Below are 17,046 nucleotides of genomic sequence, written 5' to 3'. Positions count from 1 at the left end.
TGGGGTGCCGGAACTTCCGGCCGTTGCACGCCAGGCGAGCCGCGCGGGCGTCAATAGTGCGGCGGCAGCTCGTCGCGCAGGTTGCGCGCGGCGCCGCCACCTTCGGGCATCTGCTGACGCAGTTGGCCCACCTGCCGCACGAGACGGTCGATCTGCTGCTGTTGCTGGTAGATGGTGAGGTTGAGCTGGTCCAGCAGGTCTTCGGTGAAGCTGGCCTTGACCTCGAGATCGGTCAGGCGCTGGTCGGTGGTGCGGGTGGAATCCATCGGCATATTGGACCGGATTTCGCGCGCCGCCGGAACCGGTGCCGTCGCCAGCGGGTAGAGTGCGGGGCGCGCCCTGCTACGGAGCGCTGCAGGTGCAGACGCACTCCCCCCGATGCGCTGAGCGGGGGCGACGCGGAGCGCTGGCCCCACGTGCGCCAGTTCGCGAAGCATGGCCCGGTTTTCCGGGAATCGCCGCAGGCCACGTTAGCTATGAAATATATAGCACACAGCCTAGATGGAACCTGGGCTACATCCACTTTTCCTCAAAAATCGATCCCAAAGCGCCGGATTCACGGCACCGGCGGCTGCGACAGCACCCACTGCGCCAGCAGCTTCGCGTCGGCCTCGCTCACATGGGACTGGCGCGGCATGATGACCCGGCCCCAGGTGCCCACGCTGCCGCTGCGGATCTTCGCGGCGAGCCGTGCCGGCGCGGCCGGGTCATGGCGGTAGCGCTCCGCGACCTGCGCGAAGCCCGGTCCGACCTGCTTGTGCACCATGCCGTGGCAGGCCATGCAGCCGTTCTTGCGCGCCAGCGCCGGTGCCGGCTCCTGCGCCGCGACCGGTGCGGCCGCCAGCGCAAGCAGCAGCGACAGCGCAACGATCCGCGGCACCCCCGATGCCCCGGCCTCAGCGCGACACGCCGAGCAGGCGTTCGAGCAGTTCGGGCGCATCGCGCAACTGCCGCGCCGTGCCCGCATGCACCACCGTGCCATGGTCGAGCACCACGGCCCGGTCGGAGATGGCCAGGATCGCCTGGGGATGCTGCTCCACGATGATGGCCGCCAGGCGCTCCTCGCGGGTGATGCGGCGGATGGCGCGCAGCAGCTCCTCCACGAGGATCGGCGCCAGGCCCTCCAGCGGCTCGTCCAGCAGCAGCAGTTGCGGGTTGAGCACCAGCGCGCGGCCGACCGCCAGCATCTGCTGCTCGCCGCCCGACAACTGGTTGCCCAGGTTGCCCCTGCGCTCGGCCAGGCGCGGGAACATGCGGTAGACGCCCTCCGGCGTCCACTTGCCGGGGCGCGCGACGGCGCTCAGGTTCTCGTGCACCGTGAGCGACTTGAAGATGTTGCGCTCCTGCGGCACCCAGCCGATGCCGGCGGCGGCGCGCTGGTGCGGTGCCAGCGTGTGCAGGGCCGCGCCGTTGAGCATGATGCTGCCGCCGTGCTGCCGGGTGGCGCCGGCCAGGGTGTTGATCAAGGTGGTCTTGCCGGTGCCGTTGCGGCCCAGCAGCGCCAGGGTTTCGCCCGCGCCCAGGCCGAGCGACACGCCGTCGATCACCACCGCCTCGCCGTAGCCGGCGCGCAGCCTCTCTACCCGTAGCAGTTCAGCCATGCTGGAGTTCCGTTCCGTGGGGCGCTGCATGCGCGCTGCCGTGGCCGAGATAGACCTCCTTCACGCGCGGGTCGGCGGCGATCTGCTCGGGGCTGCCCTCGGTGAGGAGCGTGCCATTGACCAGCACCGTCATGCGCCTGGCGAAGCTGAAGACCAGGTCCATGTCGTGCTCGATCAGCAGCACCGAGACATCGGCCGGCAGCGCGGCGACGGTCTGCAGCAGCTCCTCGCGCTCGCCGGCCGGCACGCCCGCCACCGGCTCGTCCAGCAGCAGCACGCGCGGCTCGCAGGCCAGGGCGATGGCGATTTCCAGCAGGCGGCGCTTGCCATAGGCCAGGTGGCGCGTGGGCTGCGTTGCCACCTCGGCCAGGCGGAACTGCTCCAGCAGTTCGCCGGCGCGGGCGGCCACGCCGGCGTCGCTGCCGACCGGCTGCCACCACCTGCCGCCCAGGCCGCGCCGCTGCCCCACCACCAGGGCCAGCGTCTGCAGCGGCGTCATGCTGTCGAACAACTGGTTGATCTGGAAGGTGCGCACCATGCCGCGCTGCACGCGCTGGTGCGGCGCAAGGGCGGTGACGTCCTCGCCCTCCAGCAGAATGCGACCTTCGCTGGGCCGCAGCACGCCGGTCAGGATATTGATCAGCGTGGTCTTGCCCGCGCCGTTGGGGCCGATCAGCGCATGGCGCGCGCCGTGCTCCAAGTCCAGGCTGACGTCGTTGGTGGCGACGATGCCGCCAAAGCGCATCACCAGGCCCTTGGCCGAAAGTACCGCGCTCATGCCTTGGTCCCCTTCGCTCCGCGGAACCAGGTCTGCGGCCGCAGCAGGCGGTCGCGGCCGACCAGCACCAGCAGCACCAGGATCAGGCCGATCCAGAACATCCAGTACTGGGGCGTGATGGACGATAGGCTGTCCTGCAGCACCTTGAACACGATGGCGCCGGCAATGCCGCCATAGAGCCAGCCGATGCCGCCGATGACCAGCATCAGCAGCACGTCGGCCGAGCGGTCGAAGGCCAGCACGTCGAGCGAGGCAAAGCCCGTGGTCTGCGACAGCAGCGCGCCGGCGGCGCCCGCGATGGCCGCCGCCACGGTGTAGACCACGGCCAGCCGCGACACCACGGGGATGCCGATGGCCGAGGCGCGCAGGCGGTTGTCGCGGATCGCCATCAGCGTGGCGCCGAAGGGCGAATGCACGATGCGGCGCATCAGCACGAATAGCAGCAGGAACACGCTGAGCGAATACCAGGCCGCCGTGCGGCCGTACAGGTCGAAGTCGAACAGGCCCAGCACCGGGCCCAGCACCACGCCCTGCAGGCCGTCGGCGCCGCCGGTGAGCCAGTCGAGCTTGTTGGCGAGTTCCAGCAGCAGCAGCGCCGTGCCCAGCGTGACCATGAGCCGGGTCAGGTCGCTGCCGCGCAGGATGGTGAGGCTGGCCACCGCGCCCAGCAGCGCCGTCGCGGCCATGGCCACCAGCAGGCCCACGGTGGGGTCGGGCATGACGTGCTTGGCGAACAGCGCCGCGACGTAAGCGCCAAAGCCGAAGAAGCCCGCATGGCCCAGCGAGACGATGCCGGTGTAGCCCAGGATCAGGTCCAGCGACACCGCGAACAGCGCGACGATGGCGATCTCGTTCACCATCAGCGCATGCTGCGGCACCAGCAGCGGCGCGGCAAAGGCCAGCGCCCACAACACGAATTCCCACGCGCGAGGGCGCGAACCGGCACGCAATGCCGCCAGGTAGCGTGGCGCGTCCATCAGCGGCGGCCCCCACGGGTGAACAGGCCTTGCGGGCGCCAGAGCAGGATCAGGATCATCAGCAGGTAGACCGTGAAGGCCCCCATCTTCGGGATGTAGTATTTGCCGGCCACGTCGGCAATGCCCAGCAGCAGCGCGGCTGCCAGCGGGCCGGTGATGGAAGAGGTGCCGCCCACGGCCACCACGATCAGGAAGTAGATCATGTACTTGAGAGGGAAGGTCGGGTCCAGCCCCAGGATCTCGGCGCCCAGCGCGCCGCCCAGGCCGGCCAGGCCCGAGCCCATGGCGAAGGTCAGCAGGAACACCACGTTGACGTTGATGCCCAGGCCCGCGGCCACGCGCGGGTCGTCCACCGCGGCGCGCAGGCGGCTGCCGAAGCGGGTCCTGGACAGCAGCAGTTGCAGCACCACGGTCAGCACCGCACAGATGGCGATGATGAACAGCCGGTAGTGGCCCATGCCCAGCAGCAGCGCGCCCTCGCCGATCTCGGTGCGCCCGCGCAGCCACTGCGGTATCTGCACGTTCTGCTGCGAGCCGCCGACGAAGTAGTCCACCGCCGCCACGGCCATGAAGGCCAGCCCGATGGAGAACATCACCTGGTCCAGGTGCGGCTTCTTGTACATGGGCCGGTACAGCGTGCACTCCAGCAGGGCGCCCAAGGCCGCCGTCAGCACGAAGGCCAGCGGCAGGCAGGCCAGGAAGGGCACGCCCAGGCGCTGCATGGCCAGCACCGTGATGTAGCCCCCCGCCATGGCAAAGGCGCCATGCGCCAGGTTGATGAAGTTCATCAGCCCCAGCGTCACAGCCAGCCCGACCGCAAGCACGAACAGCAGCATGCCGTAGGCGATGCCGTCGAAAAGTATGGTGAGCATGGTGCTGACGGAAAAACAAGCGCCCTTGCCCACCATGGGCCCAAGGGCGCAACCGGAATTCGGCATGGTACGGCGGCGCTTAAGGTAACGCTGAATAAGTCCGCGTGGTGGCGCGCGCCCTGGTGTGGGATGGGATGCAAGGCGCAAACCGCAGCCATAGCCGCAGCTATGGCGAGGATTTGCAACGCCGCAGACCGCCCACAGCAGGGATGCGCGACACGCGAGGGACTTGTTCAGCGTTGCCTTAAACCCTGCCGCGCGCCGCCTTACTTGCCTGCTTTTGCTGGATCCTTGACCTGCTTGATCGAATCAAATTCGACGTTGTAGAGCTTGCCGTCCTTCTTCTCAACCTTGCGCAGGTAGACGTCCTGGATCACGTCGCGTGTCTGCGGGTCGATGGTGACCGGGCCGCGCGGGCTCTCGAAGCTCAGGCCCTTCATGGCCGCCAGCAGCGCCGGGCCGTCGCCCTTGCCATCGGTGGCCTTGAGCGCCTGGTAGATCAGGTGCATGCCGTCATAGCCGCCCACGGCCATGAAGTTGGGGCGCATGCCCTTGTTGGCCTGCTCGAAGGCGGCGACGAATTTCCGGTTCACCTCCGACGGGTGCGCGGCGGAGTAGTGGTGCGAGGTGACCACGCCGAGCGCGCCGTCGCCCATGTCGTTGAGCTGATCGTCGTCCGTGACGTCGCCGGTGGCGATCATCCGGATGCCGGCCTTGTCCAGGCCGCGCTCCAGGAACTGCTTCATGACCGCCGCGCCGTTGCCCGAGGGCACGAAGACGAACAGCGCATCGGGCCTGGCGTCGCGCACCTTCTGCAGGAAGGGCGCGAAATCCGGGTTGCGCAGCGGTACGCGCAGGGATTCGGTCACCTCGCCGCCATTGGCGGTGAAGCGCTCCTTGAAGAACTTCTCGGCGTCCAGGCCCGGGCCGTAGTCCGACACCAGGGTGACGACTTTCTTGATGCCGTTCTTCGGCGCCCAGTCGGCCATGGAGACGGTCACCTGCGGCAGCGTGAAGCTCGAGCGCACCACGAAGGGCGAGGCCTCGGTGATGCTGGAGGTGGCCGCGGCCATGACGATCTCGGGCGTCTTGGACTGCGTGGCGATCAGCGCCACGGCCAGCGCCAGCGGCGTGAGGCCGAAGCCGGCCAGCACGCCGACCTTGTCGTTGACCACCAGTTCCTGGGCAATGCGCTTGCTGACGTCGGGCAGGCCGGTGTCGTCCTTGATGATCAGCTCGACCTTGCGGCCGGCCACGGTGTCGCCGTTCTGCGCCATGTACAGGCGCGCGGCGGCCTCGATCTGGCGGCCGGTGCTGGCGGCCTGGCCGGTCATGGGCAGGATCAGGCCGATCTTGAAGGGCGTCGTCTGCGCCAGCGCCGGCAGCGTGGCCAGCGCGATCACGGCGGCGGACGCGGCGGTGCGGAGGAAGGCTCTCTTGTGCATGGGTCGGGTCTCCAAAGTGTGGGCCAAAGGCCTCTGATTCTCGTCGCTTCAGGGCCGGGTATCGGCCCCGGTCCATTGTGGACCGGGGCGGGACTCAGTCATCGGGGCGAAAGGCCGAATCCAGCGTCACCGCCCCGACCACGCGCGAGACGCAGGCGCAGATGCGGCGGTTTTCGGCCTTCTCGTGCTCGCTCGGGAACACGTCGCGGTGGTCGATCTCGCCCTCCAGCGCCAGCACGTCCATGGCGCACAGGCCGCATTCGCCACGGCGGCAGTCCGACAGCGTCTGCACGCCGGCGCCTTCGAACATGGCGAGCGAGCCGCCACGGCCGTCGTCCAGCCGCTTGACGGCGATGCGCCAGGCGCCGTCGTCGGGCGCGCCGACCAGCGAATAGGAGCGGGTCTGCGGCCGGCCGCCGACCAGCACCAGCACCTGCAGGTCGCTGCCGGGCGCCCAGTCGCCGCAGCCGGCGGCGCCGTCGTGCGCGGGGCGCAGCAGGATCTCGCGCACGCTCGGGGTCAGCTCGCGCACGGCCGTGACGACGGCCTCGCTCCAGTGGGCATGGGTACGCATGGGAATGTCTCGTGGGAATCCGGGGAAACGGTCAGCGGCGGCGGATCAGCTGCACGCCGGGCATCTGGTGCACCTGCGGGCGGGTCACCGCCTCGCGCAGGTTGCGCTGGGCGATGCGCGAGTGCTCGCGCATGATGGCTTCGGCCCTGCCGCCTTCGCGCCGCTCGATGGCGTCGAGCACCTGCTGGTGCTGGTCCTGCGCCACCACCAGCATGTCGCGCGCGGCGGGCGAATGCGCCTGCACCACGACGAAGCCCGAAGGCGAGGCGAACGGCAGGTGCGTGATGCGATCGAGTTCGCGCGTGAGGAACGGGCTGTCGGCCATTTCGCCGAGCAGCGCATGGAACTGCGCATTCAGCGCCACGTAGCGCGTGAAGGCGTCGTCGCCCAGCACCGGCGGCTGCAGCAGCGCATCGATCTGGCGCAGGCACTGGCGCGCCTCGGCCAGCACCACCGCGGCCACGCCGCGCTCGGCCGCCAGGCGCGCGGCCAGGCCCTCGACCGTGCCCCGCAGCTCGATCGCCTCGGCCACGTCGCGCTCGGAAAAGGTCTTGACCGCGTAGCCGCCATTGGGCAGCGCCTGCAGCAGTCCTTCCTGCTCCAGCCGCATCAGCGCGGCGCGGATCGGCGTGCGCGACACGCCCAGCTTCTCCACCAGCGCCAGCTCGGCAATGCGCGCACCGCCGGGCAGCTCGCCGGCCAGCACCATCTCGCGCAGCCGCAACTGCGCCTTGACGGCCTGGCTGGAGCCGGCGGCGTCGTCTGGTTTCGGGGCGGGGTCAGGCCGCACGGCGGATGGGGATGACCGGGGTTGCGGGACGCTCCCTGGCCACCATGGCATCGATCAGCCTGCGCGCCCACAGCGCGCCGGCGTCGATGTTGAGGTTGTGGAACTCGCGGTCCGGGTGCTCGTCCATGGCCCTCTGCTGGGCTTCGAGCACCAGTTCGTCCTCGCGGAAGATGCCGGCCACGCCTTCGCGCAGTTCGTGCGTCAGGCGCTGCTCGCCCAGGCAGTAGTTGCGCGCGAAGGCCCAGAAATACAGGCAGGTCCTGTCGGTTTCGGGCGTGATCGTGTTGAGCACGTAGCCGTTGACGCCGCGGCTGCGGTCGCCCGGATCGTCGCCGCGCGGCACCGCGCCGCCGCCCGCCTCGGCCACGCCGACGTCGATGTTGACGGTGCACTGCGCATCGAAGCGGATGATCTGCCAGCGGTCCACCTTGCCGGTGTAGCCACGCGCATGGCGGATCTGGCCGGCCCAGAACGGCGGCGCATCGATGTTGTCCATCCAGCGCGTGACGGTGGCGCTGCGCTCGCCGTGGGTGGCGACGAAGGGCGCCTCGGCCACCGCGCGCTTGCCGATGGAGCAGCCGTGCACGAAGGTCTCGTGCGTCAGGTCCATCAGGTTGTCGACCACCAGCCGGTAGTCGCAGTGCACGCGGATCATCTTGCCGTCGCCGGCCCAGGCCGGATCGTCGTTCCAGTGCATGTCGGGGATCAGCGCCGGGTCGGCCCTGGCCGGATCGCCGGGCCAGACCCAGGCCAAGCGGTGCCGCTCCACCACCGGGAATGCGCGCACGCAGGCCGAGGGGTTGAGCGTCTCCTGGCTCGGCATCTGGGTGCAGCGGCCCTGGGCGTTGTAGACCAGCCCGTGGTAGCCGCAGACCACCTCGTCGCCCTCCAGCCGCCCCATCGACAAGGGCACCAGCCGTTGCCAGCAGGCGTCTTCGAGCGCGGCGATCTGGCCGGCGGCGGTGCGGTGGAGCACCATTTTCTGCTTGCAGACGGTGCGTGGCAGCAGGGCGCGCCCGACGTCGACGTCATAGGCGGCGGCGTACCAGGCATTCAGCGGAAAGGACGGCGTGGGCGTGTTCATGAATACCCAATGTATACAGAGATGCCAAAGAATCCAGAAAATTTAGCCAATACAAGGAAAAACTCTATAACTCTGTATTCACACGTGTCGCGAATTGATGTTCTACGATCATGGACGTTTAGTCCCAGTTTTCCCATTGCGCAGAGTCCCTGCAACCGCTCAGCTCCAAAAGCCGCGAAGCAGGCCAAGCGCAAACCGCCGCGGAACTGGCTTTGCCAGGCCGCAGGCGGTGCCCCCTGCAAGGGGGTTGGCGTAGCGACATGACGTGCGCGAAGACTGGGGGTGCGCAACTACCTGGAGATTCCATGACCCACCCCGTCCTGCCCGCCCGCTACGACCACGTTGGCAGCTTCCTGCGCCCCCGCTACCTGCTGGAGGCGCGCGAGCAGAAGGCCCAGGGCACGATCAACGCCGAGCAGTTGCGCGCGGTCGAAGACAAGGCGATCACCGAGATCGTGAAGTTCCAGGAAGACGTGGGCTTGAAGAGCATCACCGACGGCGAGTTCCGCCGCACCTACTTCCACATCGACTTCCTGGAGCAGATCGGCGGCGTCAAGACCGACATCCCCGTGACCATCCAGAAGGCCGACGGCACGCAGGAACTGGCACCGCCGGTGATGCGCGTGGTGGACAAGGTTCGCCACGTCAAGGACATCCAACTGGCCGACTTCCGGTACCTCAAGAGCCAGGTGTCGGCCGGCAGCACGCCCAAGGTCACCATCCCCTCGCCCACCATGCTGCACTTTCGCGGCGGCCGCGCGGGCATCAGCCAGCAGCACTACCCCGAGCTGGACCCGGCCTTCTACGACGACGTGGCCCAGGCCTATGGCGACGAGCTGCGCAGCCTGGCGGCCGCCGGCTGCACCTACGTGCAGATGGACGACACCAACCTGGCCTATCTGTGCGACGAGAAGATGCGCGAAGCAGCCCGCCAGCGCGGCGACGACCCCAACGAACTGCCGCACCGCTACGCCGCCTTCATCAACAAGGTGGTCGCGCAGAAGCCCGGCGGCATGACCCTGGCCATGCACCTGTGCCGCGGCAACTTCAAGAGCACCCACGCCGCCGCCGGCAACTACGAGCCCGTGGCCGAGGCCCTGCTGCAGGAGATGGACCTGGACGCCTACTTCCTCGAATACGACGACCACCGCAGCGGCGACTTCAAGCCCCTGCGCTACCTGCCCAAGGGCAAGATGGTGGTGCTGGGCCTGGTCACCACCAAGTTCGGCGCGCTGGAGGACAAGGACGAGCTCAAGCGCCGCATCGACGGCGCCGCCCGCTACGCGCCGCTGGAGCAATTGGCGCTGTCGCCGCAGTGCGGCTTCAGCAGCACCGTTCACGGCAACGACATCGCGGTGGAGGCCCAGCGCGCCAAGCTGCGCCTGGTGATCGAAACCGCGCGCGAGGTCTGGGGCGAGGACTGAAGCACCCCCAGGCTGCGCGCTTCGCGTCTTCGCCTTCCCCCTGCGAGGGGGCTGAGCCCGTGCACGAAAGGTCCGGTGGACCTTTCGTGACTGGCGAAGAGCCGCGCCGCTGGCCCGGCGCGGTCTGCAAGACCTCTCCTGCGAACCGGCGCAGCCGGCTCCGCGGATGTCTGCGCATGGCCTGCTCCGCGGCCTCCTGAGCTTTTACATTTCATGCGCTGCGGGCGGCGCGTAGCGCTCTGGAGGACCGACCCGGCCTACACTCGAAGCACTGCCCCTCCCCGCCGCGCCCGCGGCCACCTTCATGCACGAACGCTCGCCTTCCGAAATCGCCCGCGAAACGCTCAAGCAACTGGCGGTCCGCAAGCTGACTCCGACGCCCGAGAACTACCAGGCGCTGTACGACGAGATCGGCGGCACGCTCTCCTCCGGGCCTTTTCCTGATGCCGCGCTGCGCCGCATCGCCCAGGCGCTGCCTGGGCAGACCCCGGTGCAGAAACGCCTGCTGACGCAGTTCAGCGCCGCGGTCGAGCAGCGCAGCTGGTCCGAGTTGCAGCGCGCGCTGCATGGCTACGCCCAACTGGGCCTGGGCGCGGCGGCGGCGGACGCGGAGCCGCCCGAGCCCGCGGCGCCCGCCCTGCCTGCGGAATGGCTGGAGCAGACGGCGCGGCTGGTGGAGTACATCCTGCCGGCCCTGCCCGCCGATGACGCCCGCCTGCACGAGAGCGCCGCCCAGGTGTTGCAGGCGCTGCGCCATCCCACGCCCGACACCGCGGCCCTGCCCGCCATGCTGGGCAACCTAGCGTTTCGCCTCTCCTTCGCGGCCGAGGAGCAGGCCGCCGTGCAGCGCACCTTGCTGGCGTCGCTGCAACTGGTGTTCCAGAACATCGGCGAGCTCAGCAGCGACGACCGCTGGCTGCGCGGCCAGGCAGAAGCACTGCGCGAAGCGGCCACGCCGCCACTGTCGCTGCGCCGGCTCGACGAGCTGCAGGTACGCCTCAAGGACGTGATCTTCAAGCAGTCCGAAGCCAAGGCGCGCCAGCTCGACGCCCAGGAGCAGATGAAGCAGATGCTCGCCAGCTTCATCGAGCGCCTGTCGCAGATGTCCGAGAACAGCGGCATCTACCACGACATGGTCGAGGGCTGCGCCCAGCGGCTGGGCGCCGCCACCTCGCTGGAGGAGATCGCGCCCGTGCTGCAGGAAGTCATCGCCGCCACCCGCGCCATGGCGCTGGACAGCCGCGTGCACCGCGACGAACTGCAGGCGCTGCAGGAACGCACCACCGCCACCCAGGCCGAGATCGCGCGGCTGCAGCAGGAACTGGTGCAGGCGAGCGCCCAGGCGCGCCACGACCCGCTGACCGGCGCGCTCAACCGCAAGGGCCTGGACGAGGCCATGGAGCGCGAGCTCGCGCGCGCGCGCCGCGCCAGCACGCCGCTGTGCCTGGGCATGCTGGACATCGACAACTTCAAGAAGATCAACGACCACCACGGCCACGACAGCGGCGACGCGGCACTGCTGCACCTGGCCAACGTGGCGCGCGCCGCCCTGCGCGCGCAGGACTCGCTGGCGCGTTACGGCGGCGAGGAATTCGTGGTGCTCATGCCCGACACCGCGCCCACCGTCGCCGTCGAAGTGCTGCAGCGCCTGCAGCGCGAACTGACCAAGCATTTCTTCCTGGCCAACAACGAAAAAGTGCTGATCACCTTCAGCGCCGGCGTCTCGGCCCTGGCCGGCGAAGAAGACCTGGCCGACGCGCTGCGCCGCGCCGACCAGGCCATGTACCTGGCCAAGCGCGCGGGCAAGAACCGGGTGATGCTGGGGTAGGCGTCCGGCTCGGCGCCCAGCTCCTTCGCTATAAAATACATAGCTAAAAGCCAATAAAATACCTGGGCTACAGCCGTTTTTCATCCAGAATCCAGGCCCCATCCCCCGCCACGGGCCTCGCGGCGCGCCACAGTGGGTCCCGTCCTACCGGCACGCCAGCCGCTTGCGCGATACTGCAAGCCATGCTGCGCCCGCTTCTCGACTGGCTGCCGACCATTCCCGAGCACCTGCTGTTCGGCTCCCTTGCGGTGCTGGCCTACGTGGTCACCACCCGGGCCCGGCGCGAGCAGCGCGCGCCCTCCAGCGCCATCGCCTGGGTCATGGGCCTGGCGCTCATGCCCTACGTCGTACTGCCCATGTACCTGATGTTCGGCTCGCGCAAGCTGCGGCCGGCCGGGCTGCCGCGCGCGCGCGTGGCCATACCCTCGGGCCACTGGGCGGCCGAGCTGATCGGCAGCTTCGGGCTGGCGCCGCCTTCGGCCTGCAGCGTGCGCCTGCACCAGGACGGCAGCGCGGCCCTGGCGGCCCTGCGGGACACGATCGCGCAGGCGCGCAGCCGGCTGGACGTGTGCACCTTCCTGATCGGCGACGACGAGATCGGCCGCGATACCGTGGAGCGGCTGGCCGCGCGCGCGCGCGAGGGCCTGCGCGTGCGCCTGCTGCTCGACGGCTTCGGCGCGCTGGTGGCGCCGCGCCGCTACTTCGACGCGCTGCGCGCCGCCGGGGCCGAGGTGGCGGTGTTCCGCCCCTTCTTCAGCCTGCGCAGCGTGGGCCCGCGCAACCTGCGCAACCACCGCAAGCTGCTGATCGCCGACAACGCCTGGCTCTGGTGCGGCGGCCGCAACCTGGCGGCGGAATACTTCACCGGCCGGCCGGGCGAGGCGGCATGGACCGACCTGTCCTTCGACCTGCATGGCGGCGTGGCGGCGGCCGCGGCGCACCAGTTCGAGCAGGACTGGGCCGCCGCCCGGCGCCAGGCGCCGCGCCCGGCGGCCCGCCCGCCCGAAGCGCCGCATGGCGCGCTGGCCCAGTTCCTGCCGAGCGGCCCGGACCAGTTGGAAGACACGGCGCAGGCCCTGCTGATCGACGCCTGCTTCCGGGCGCGGCAGCGCATCCTGATCGTCACGCCCTACTTCGTGCCGGACAACGGCCTGCGCGACGCCATGCGGCTGGCCGCGCGGCGCGGGGTGCGGATCACGGTGGCGCTGCCCACGCAGTCCAACCACCGGCTGGCCGACTTCGTGCGCACCCGCTCCATGCGCGACCTGGCGCAGACCGGCGTGCGCTTCAGCCTGCTGCCGGCCATGGCGCACGCCAAGGCGGTGGTGGTGGACGACACGCTGGCCCTGTGCGGCTCGATCAACCTGGACCTGCGCAGCCTGCTGCTCAACCACGAGGCGGCGGTGGTGTTCTACAGCCAGGCCGAGATCGAATGGCTGGCCCGCTGGATCACCGCGCTGGCGGCCACCGGCGCCGACTTCGACCCCCAGCCGCCGGGCCTGATGCGCGACATCAGCGAAGGCCTGCTGTTGACCATCGCGTTCCAGCTATGAGCCTGCACCCTGCCGAACTGCTCCAGAACTACGGCTACTACGCCGTCTTCCTTGCCGGCCTGATCGAGGGCGAAACCATGCTGCTGCTGGGCGCCTACGCGGTGCACGCGGGCTACCTGCGCCTGCTGCCGCTGATCGCCTGCGGCGCCGGGGCGGCCTTCCTGACGGACCAGTTCTACTTCTTCCTCGGCCGGCGCAAGGGACAGGAACTGCTGCAGCGCCACCCGCGGTTGCAGAAGCGCTTCGACAAGGCCTTTCGCTTCGTCGGCCGGCACCCGGTGGCCACGGTGCTGCTGATGCGCTTCGCCTGGGGCCTGCGCATCGTGCTCCCGGTGACGCTGGGCATGAGCCGCATGCGCGCGGCCGTCTACGTGCCCTTGAGCGCGGCCGCGGCGGTCATCTGGGCCACCACCGTGGCCAGCGTGGGCGTCTGGGTGAGCGAGGCGCTCAAGTCGCTGGTGGGCAGCCTGCACCCTTACGAGCTGGTGCTGATCGGCGTGGCGCTGGTGATCGGGCTGGTGGTGGCCATACGCCATATCCGGATGGCGTGACGTGCCCGCTGCCCGCCTCCACACTCCCCGTGGCATGGCGTGGCAAGCCGGGCTGCTGGTCCTGCTCATGCTGGCGGCGGCGTGCGCGCAGGCCGCCGACACGCTGCGCATCGGCTCCAAGCGCTTCACCGAGAGCTACATCCTGGCCGCGCTGCTGGCCCGGCAGGCAGAGGCCACCGGCACGGCCACGCGCGTGTCGCAGGGGCTGGGCAATACCGCCATCGTCTACGCCGCGCTGCAAGGCGGCAGCATCGACCTCTACCCGGAGTACACCGGCACCATTGCGCAGGAGATCCTGCGCCGGCCGCAGGCCACCAGCCTGTCCGCGCTGCAGCAGGCGCTGGCGCCGCTGGGCCTGGGCGTGGCGATCCCGCTGGGCTTCAACGACGGCTACGCTCTGGCCGTGCGCGCCGACGATGCCCGGCGCCTGCAGTTGCGCACGCTGGCCGATCTGGCGCGCCACCCCGCGCTGCGGCTGGGGCTGTCCCACGAATTCCTGGGCCGCGCCGATGGCTGGAAGGGCCTGGCCGCCCACTACCGGCTGCCGCAGACGCCGCAGGCGCTCGACCACGGCCTGGCCTACGACGCCCTGGGGCGGCGGCAGGTGGACGTGATCGACATCTACACCACCGACGCGCAGATAGCGCGGCGCGGCCTGCAGGTGCTGCGGGACGAAGACGGCTATTTCCCGCGCTATGACGCGGTGGTGCTGTACCGGCTGGACGTTGCGCAGCGCTTCCCCGCCGCCTGGGCCGCCCTGCAGCGACTGGAGGGGCGCATCGACGAGACGCGCATGGCGCAGCTGAACGCGCGCGCCGAGGTCGACGGCGTGCCCTTCGACGTGCTGGCGCGCGAGGCCCTTGCGCCCGCCGCCCAGGACGCGGGCACGGCCGGCCGCGGCTTTCTCGGCAAACTGCTGGGGCCGGACCTCTGGCGGCTCACGCGCCAGCACCTGACCCTGGTCGTGGCGGCCGTGGCGCTGGCGGTGCTCGCCGGGGTGCCGCTGGCGGTCTTCGCCGCCGAGCGCCCGCGCCTGCGTGGGCTGCTGCTGGGCACGGCCGGCCTGCTGCAGACCGTGCCATCGCTGGCGCTGCTGGCCATGCTGATCTCCTGGATGGGGGTGATCGGCACGGTGCCTGCCCTCACCGCACTGGCGCTCTACGCGCTGCTGCCGGTGATGCGCAACACCGCCACCGGCCTGGCCAGCGTGCCCGAGGGCCTGCGCGCCGCCGCGCTGGCCCTGGGCTTGACGCCCGCCCAGCGCATGCGGCAGGTCGAACTGCCGCTGGCGCTGCCGGTGCTGCTGGCCGGGGTGCGCACGGCAACCTCGATCTCCATCGGCACCGCCACCATTGCGGCCTTCATCGGCGCGGGCGGCTACGGCGAGCGCATCGTCACCGGCCTGGCGCTGAACGACCGCGGCCTGCTGCTGGCCGGTGCACTGCCGGCCGCGCTGCTGGCACTGCTGAGCGAAGGTCTGTTCGAGTGGCTGGAGCGGTCGCTGCGGCGCTAGCAGGAGATGCGGCCCCGGACCCTGCTCGTGCCGAGAAGTCGCAATGACGCAAGCGGAATGAGCCGCGCCTGACACGGCCGCGGCGATCCGCGGAAGGTCATACGGCCGATAACCACAGGCGATCATTCGCTTCCAAGAAACGATTGGACGGCTATTGATTGCCGCCTTGTAATCCTGCACCGGCCATCCAAGCGAGGAGGCCTGCAACAGGAGACAACACACATGGACTCAATTGGTCGCGGCATCCTGCGGGTGCTGCGCGTCTGCATCGTCGCGAGCCTCGGGCTCATGGTCGTGCTGGTGTTCGGCAACGTAGTGCTGCGCTACGGCTTCAACTCCGGCATCAGCATTTCCGAAGAAGCCTCGCGCTATCTGTTCGTCTGGCTCACCTTCATCGGGGCGGTGGTCGCGATGCACGAACACAGCCACCTGGGCGTGGACACGCTGGTGTCACGCCTGCCGGCCGCCGGCAAGAAGTTCTGTGCCGTGGCCGCCGACCTCCTGATGCTGGGCTGCTGCGGACTGCTGTTCGCCGGCAGCCTTCAGCAGACGAGCATCAACATGGGCAATGCGGCGCCGGTGTCGGGCATCCCGGTCGGCGTGATGCACCTGGCCGGCGTGGTGGCCAGCGTCGGACTGTTCATCGTGATCGGCCTGCATCTGCTGCGCGTCCTGAGCGGGCGCGCCAGCGAGCGGGACCTGGTGCAGGTGGTCGAGAGCGAGGACCGCCTGCCCGAGTCCGCGGCGGCCCCGGCGGAGGCGCGTCGATGACCATCGCCGTCTTCCTCTTCGCGCTGCTGGGCGCCATGGCGCTGGGCATGCCGATCGCCTTCGCGCTGGTGGTCTGCGGCGTCGCGCTGATGTTCCAGCTCGACAACTTCGACGCGCAGATCGTCGCGCAGAACCTGGTCAACGGCGCCGACAGCTTTCCGCTGCTGGCCGTGCCCTTCTTCATGCTGGCGGGCGAGTTCATGAACGCCGGCGGGCTGTCGCGGCGCATCGTGGACCTGGCCATGGCCATCATCGGCCACAAGCGTGGCGGCCTGGGCTACGTGGCGGTGTTCGCGGCCATCATCATGGCCAGCATGTCGGGCTCGGCCGTGGCCGATACCGCCGCCGTGGGCGCGCTGCTGATCCCGATGATGCGCAAGGCCGGCTACGACGTTAACCGCTCGGCCGGGCTGATCGCCTCGGGCGGCATCATCGCGCCGGTGTTGCCGCCATCGATCCCCTTCATCATCTTCGGCGTGGCCGGCGGGGTGTCGATCAGCAAGCTGTTCCTCGCGGGCATCGTGCCGGGCCTGATGATGGGCGTGGTGCTGGTCTTCACCTGGTGGCTGGTGACGCGCAAGGAGACCCTCACCGTATCGCCTCGCCAGTCGATGCGCGAGGTGGGCCGCTGCTTCGTGCGCGGCTTCTGGGCGCTGATGATCCCGCTGATCATCGTGGGCGGCATCAAGCTGGGCGTGTTCACGCCGACCGAGGCGGGCGTGGTGGCGGCGGTCTATTCCTTCGTCGTCGCCACCTTCGTCTACCGCGAGCTCAAACTGTCGCAGCTCTACGGCCTGTTCCTGGCCGCGGGCAAGACCACGGCGGTGGTCATGTTCCTGGTGGCCGCCGCCGGCGTGTCGGCCTGGCTGATCACCGTGGCGGACCTGCCGCAGGCCGTCATCTCGCTGCTGGAGCCGCTGATCGGCAACAAGATCCTGCTGATGATCGTGATCATGGTCATCGTGGTGGTGGTGGGCACTGCGCTCGACCTGGTCCCCACCATCCTGATCCTGACGCCGGTGCTGATGCCGGTGGTCAAGCAGGCCGGCATCGACCCGGTCTACTTCGGCGTGCTGTTCATCATGAACAACGCCATCGGCCTGATCACGCCGCCGGTGGGCACGGTGCTCAACGTGATCTGCGGCGTGAGCAAGATCACCATGGACGACGTGATGAAGGGCGTCTGGCCCTTCCTGCTGGCGCACCTGCTGCTGCTGGCCGCGCTCACGCTGTTCCCGCAGCTGGTACTGGTGCCCATGAAGTGGTGGATGTGATGGCACACCCC

17 protein-coding genes are annotated in these 17,046 nt (G+C 69.6%); 7 read left to right on the top strand and 10 right to left on the bottom strand.

Going from position 1 to position 17,046, the window contains the following annotated elements; all coding sequences use genetic code 11:
* Positions 1–50 precede the first annotated feature (50 nt).
* From JHD63_RS00295 to JHD63_RS00250, 10 genes are all read right to left on the bottom strand, one after another.
* Positions 51–266 (bottom strand): SlyX family protein, encoded by a 216-nt coding sequence (locus JHD63_RS00295; RefSeq protein WP_198968658.1) that lies wholly within the window; start codon positions 264–266, stop codon positions 51–53.
* A gap of 290 nt (positions 267–556) precedes the next feature.
* Positions 557–880, bottom strand: coding sequence for a c-type cytochrome (locus JHD63_RS00290; protein WP_370590354.1), 324 nt, complete (start codon positions 878–880; stop codon positions 557–559).
* 16 nt (positions 881–896) lie between these two features.
* Positions 897–1,601 carry an ABC transporter ATP-binding protein gene (locus JHD63_RS00285; protein WP_198968656.1) on the bottom strand — a complete coding sequence of 235 codons (705 nt, stop codon included), beginning with the start codon at positions 1,599–1,601 and terminating at the stop codon, positions 897–899.
* Positions 1,594–2,379: an ABC transporter ATP-binding protein gene (locus JHD63_RS00280; RefSeq protein ID WP_198968655.1), complete on the bottom strand. Its 786-nt coding sequence runs from the start codon at positions 2,377–2,379 to the stop codon at positions 1,594–1,596. The genes JHD63_RS00285 and JHD63_RS00280 overlap by 8 nt, the downstream gene beginning before the upstream one ends.
* Positions 2,376–3,356, bottom strand: a complete 981-nt coding sequence (locus tag JHD63_RS00275) for a branched-chain amino acid ABC transporter permease (RefSeq protein ID WP_198968654.1) — start codon at positions 3,354–3,356, stop codon at positions 2,376–2,378. Before JHD63_RS00275 ends, JHD63_RS00280 begins: the two co-directional genes overlap by 4 nt.
* Positions 3,356–4,228: a branched-chain amino acid ABC transporter permease gene (locus JHD63_RS00270; RefSeq protein WP_198968653.1), complete on the bottom strand. Its 873-nt coding sequence runs from the start codon at positions 4,226–4,228 to the stop codon at positions 3,356–3,358. The genes JHD63_RS00275 and JHD63_RS00270 overlap by 1 nt, the downstream gene beginning before the upstream one ends.
* Before the next feature lie 266 nt (positions 4,229–4,494).
* A complete protein-coding gene (locus JHD63_RS00265; protein WP_198968652.1) occupies positions 4,495–5,673 on the bottom strand; it encodes an ABC transporter substrate-binding protein in 1,179 nt (392 codons plus the stop codon).
* Positions 5,674–5,767: 94 nt separating this feature from the next.
* Complete coding sequence (locus JHD63_RS00260) at positions 5,768–6,247, bottom strand: iron-sulfur cluster-binding domain-containing protein (RefSeq protein WP_198968651.1); 480 nt, start codon at positions 6,245–6,247, stop codon at positions 5,768–5,770.
* A gap of 31 nt (positions 6,248–6,278) precedes the next feature.
* Complete coding sequence (locus JHD63_RS00255) at positions 6,279–7,037, bottom strand: GntR family transcriptional regulator (protein WP_370590352.1); 759 nt, start codon at positions 7,035–7,037, stop codon at positions 6,279–6,281.
* On the bottom strand, positions 7,027–8,121 hold the full coding sequence (locus JHD63_RS00250) for an aromatic ring-hydroxylating dioxygenase subunit alpha (protein ID WP_198968649.1): 1,095 nt from the start codon (positions 8,119–8,121) through the stop codon (positions 7,027–7,029). Before JHD63_RS00250 ends, JHD63_RS00255 begins: the two co-directional genes overlap by 11 nt.
* A 305-nt stretch (positions 8,122–8,426) precedes the next feature.
* Between JHD63_RS00250 and JHD63_RS00245 the strand changes: the two genes are divergently transcribed.
* The 7 genes from JHD63_RS00245 (at position 8,427) to JHD63_RS00215 (ending at position 17,035) form a co-directional block, all read left to right on the top strand.
* Positions 8,427–9,545, top strand: coding sequence for a 5-methyltetrahydropteroyltriglutamate--homocysteine S-methyltransferase (locus tag JHD63_RS00245; RefSeq protein WP_198968648.1), 1,119 nt, complete (start codon positions 8,427–8,429; stop codon positions 9,543–9,545).
* A 304-nt stretch (positions 9,546–9,849) separates the two neighbouring features.
* Positions 9,850–11,373 carry a GGDEF domain-containing protein gene (locus tag JHD63_RS00240; protein WP_198968647.1) on the top strand — a complete coding sequence of 508 codons (1,524 nt, stop codon included), beginning with the start codon at positions 9,850–9,852 and terminating at the stop codon, positions 11,371–11,373.
* Positions 11,374–11,555: 182 nt separating this feature from the next.
* Positions 11,556–12,926: a phospholipase D-like domain-containing protein gene (locus tag JHD63_RS00235; protein ID WP_198968646.1), complete on the top strand. Its 1,371-nt coding sequence runs from the start codon at positions 11,556–11,558 to the stop codon at positions 12,924–12,926.
* Positions 12,923–13,477 carry a DedA family protein gene (locus JHD63_RS00230; RefSeq protein ID WP_198968645.1) on the top strand — a complete coding sequence of 185 codons (555 nt, stop codon included), beginning with the start codon at positions 12,923–12,925 and terminating at the stop codon, positions 13,475–13,477. The genes JHD63_RS00235 and JHD63_RS00230 overlap by 4 nt, the downstream gene beginning before the upstream one ends.
* A 34-nt stretch (positions 13,478–13,511) precedes the next feature.
* Positions 13,512–14,990, top strand: coding sequence for a glycine betaine ABC transporter substrate-binding protein (locus JHD63_RS00225; protein WP_233167444.1), 1,479 nt, complete (start codon positions 13,512–13,514; stop codon positions 14,988–14,990).
* Between the two features lie 222 nt (positions 14,991–15,212).
* Positions 15,213–15,761 carry a TRAP transporter small permease gene (locus tag JHD63_RS00220; RefSeq protein WP_198968644.1) on the top strand — a complete coding sequence of 183 codons (549 nt, stop codon included), beginning with the start codon at positions 15,213–15,215 and terminating at the stop codon, positions 15,759–15,761.
* Complete coding sequence (locus tag JHD63_RS00215) at positions 15,758–17,035, top strand: TRAP transporter large permease subunit (protein ID WP_198968643.1); 1,278 nt, start codon at positions 15,758–15,760, stop codon at positions 17,033–17,035. Before JHD63_RS00220 ends, JHD63_RS00215 begins: the two co-directional genes overlap by 4 nt.
* Positions 17,036–17,046: the final 11 nt, after the last annotated feature.

The organism is Xylophilus sp. ASV27, assembly GCF_016428875.1.
In the GTDB taxonomy this organism is placed as follows: Bacteria; Pseudomonadota; Gammaproteobacteria; order Burkholderiales; family Burkholderiaceae_C; genus Xylophilus.
The sequence above is the reverse complement of the archived record's forward strand: the minus strand, read 5'-3'. Positions and strand labels throughout refer to the sequence as shown.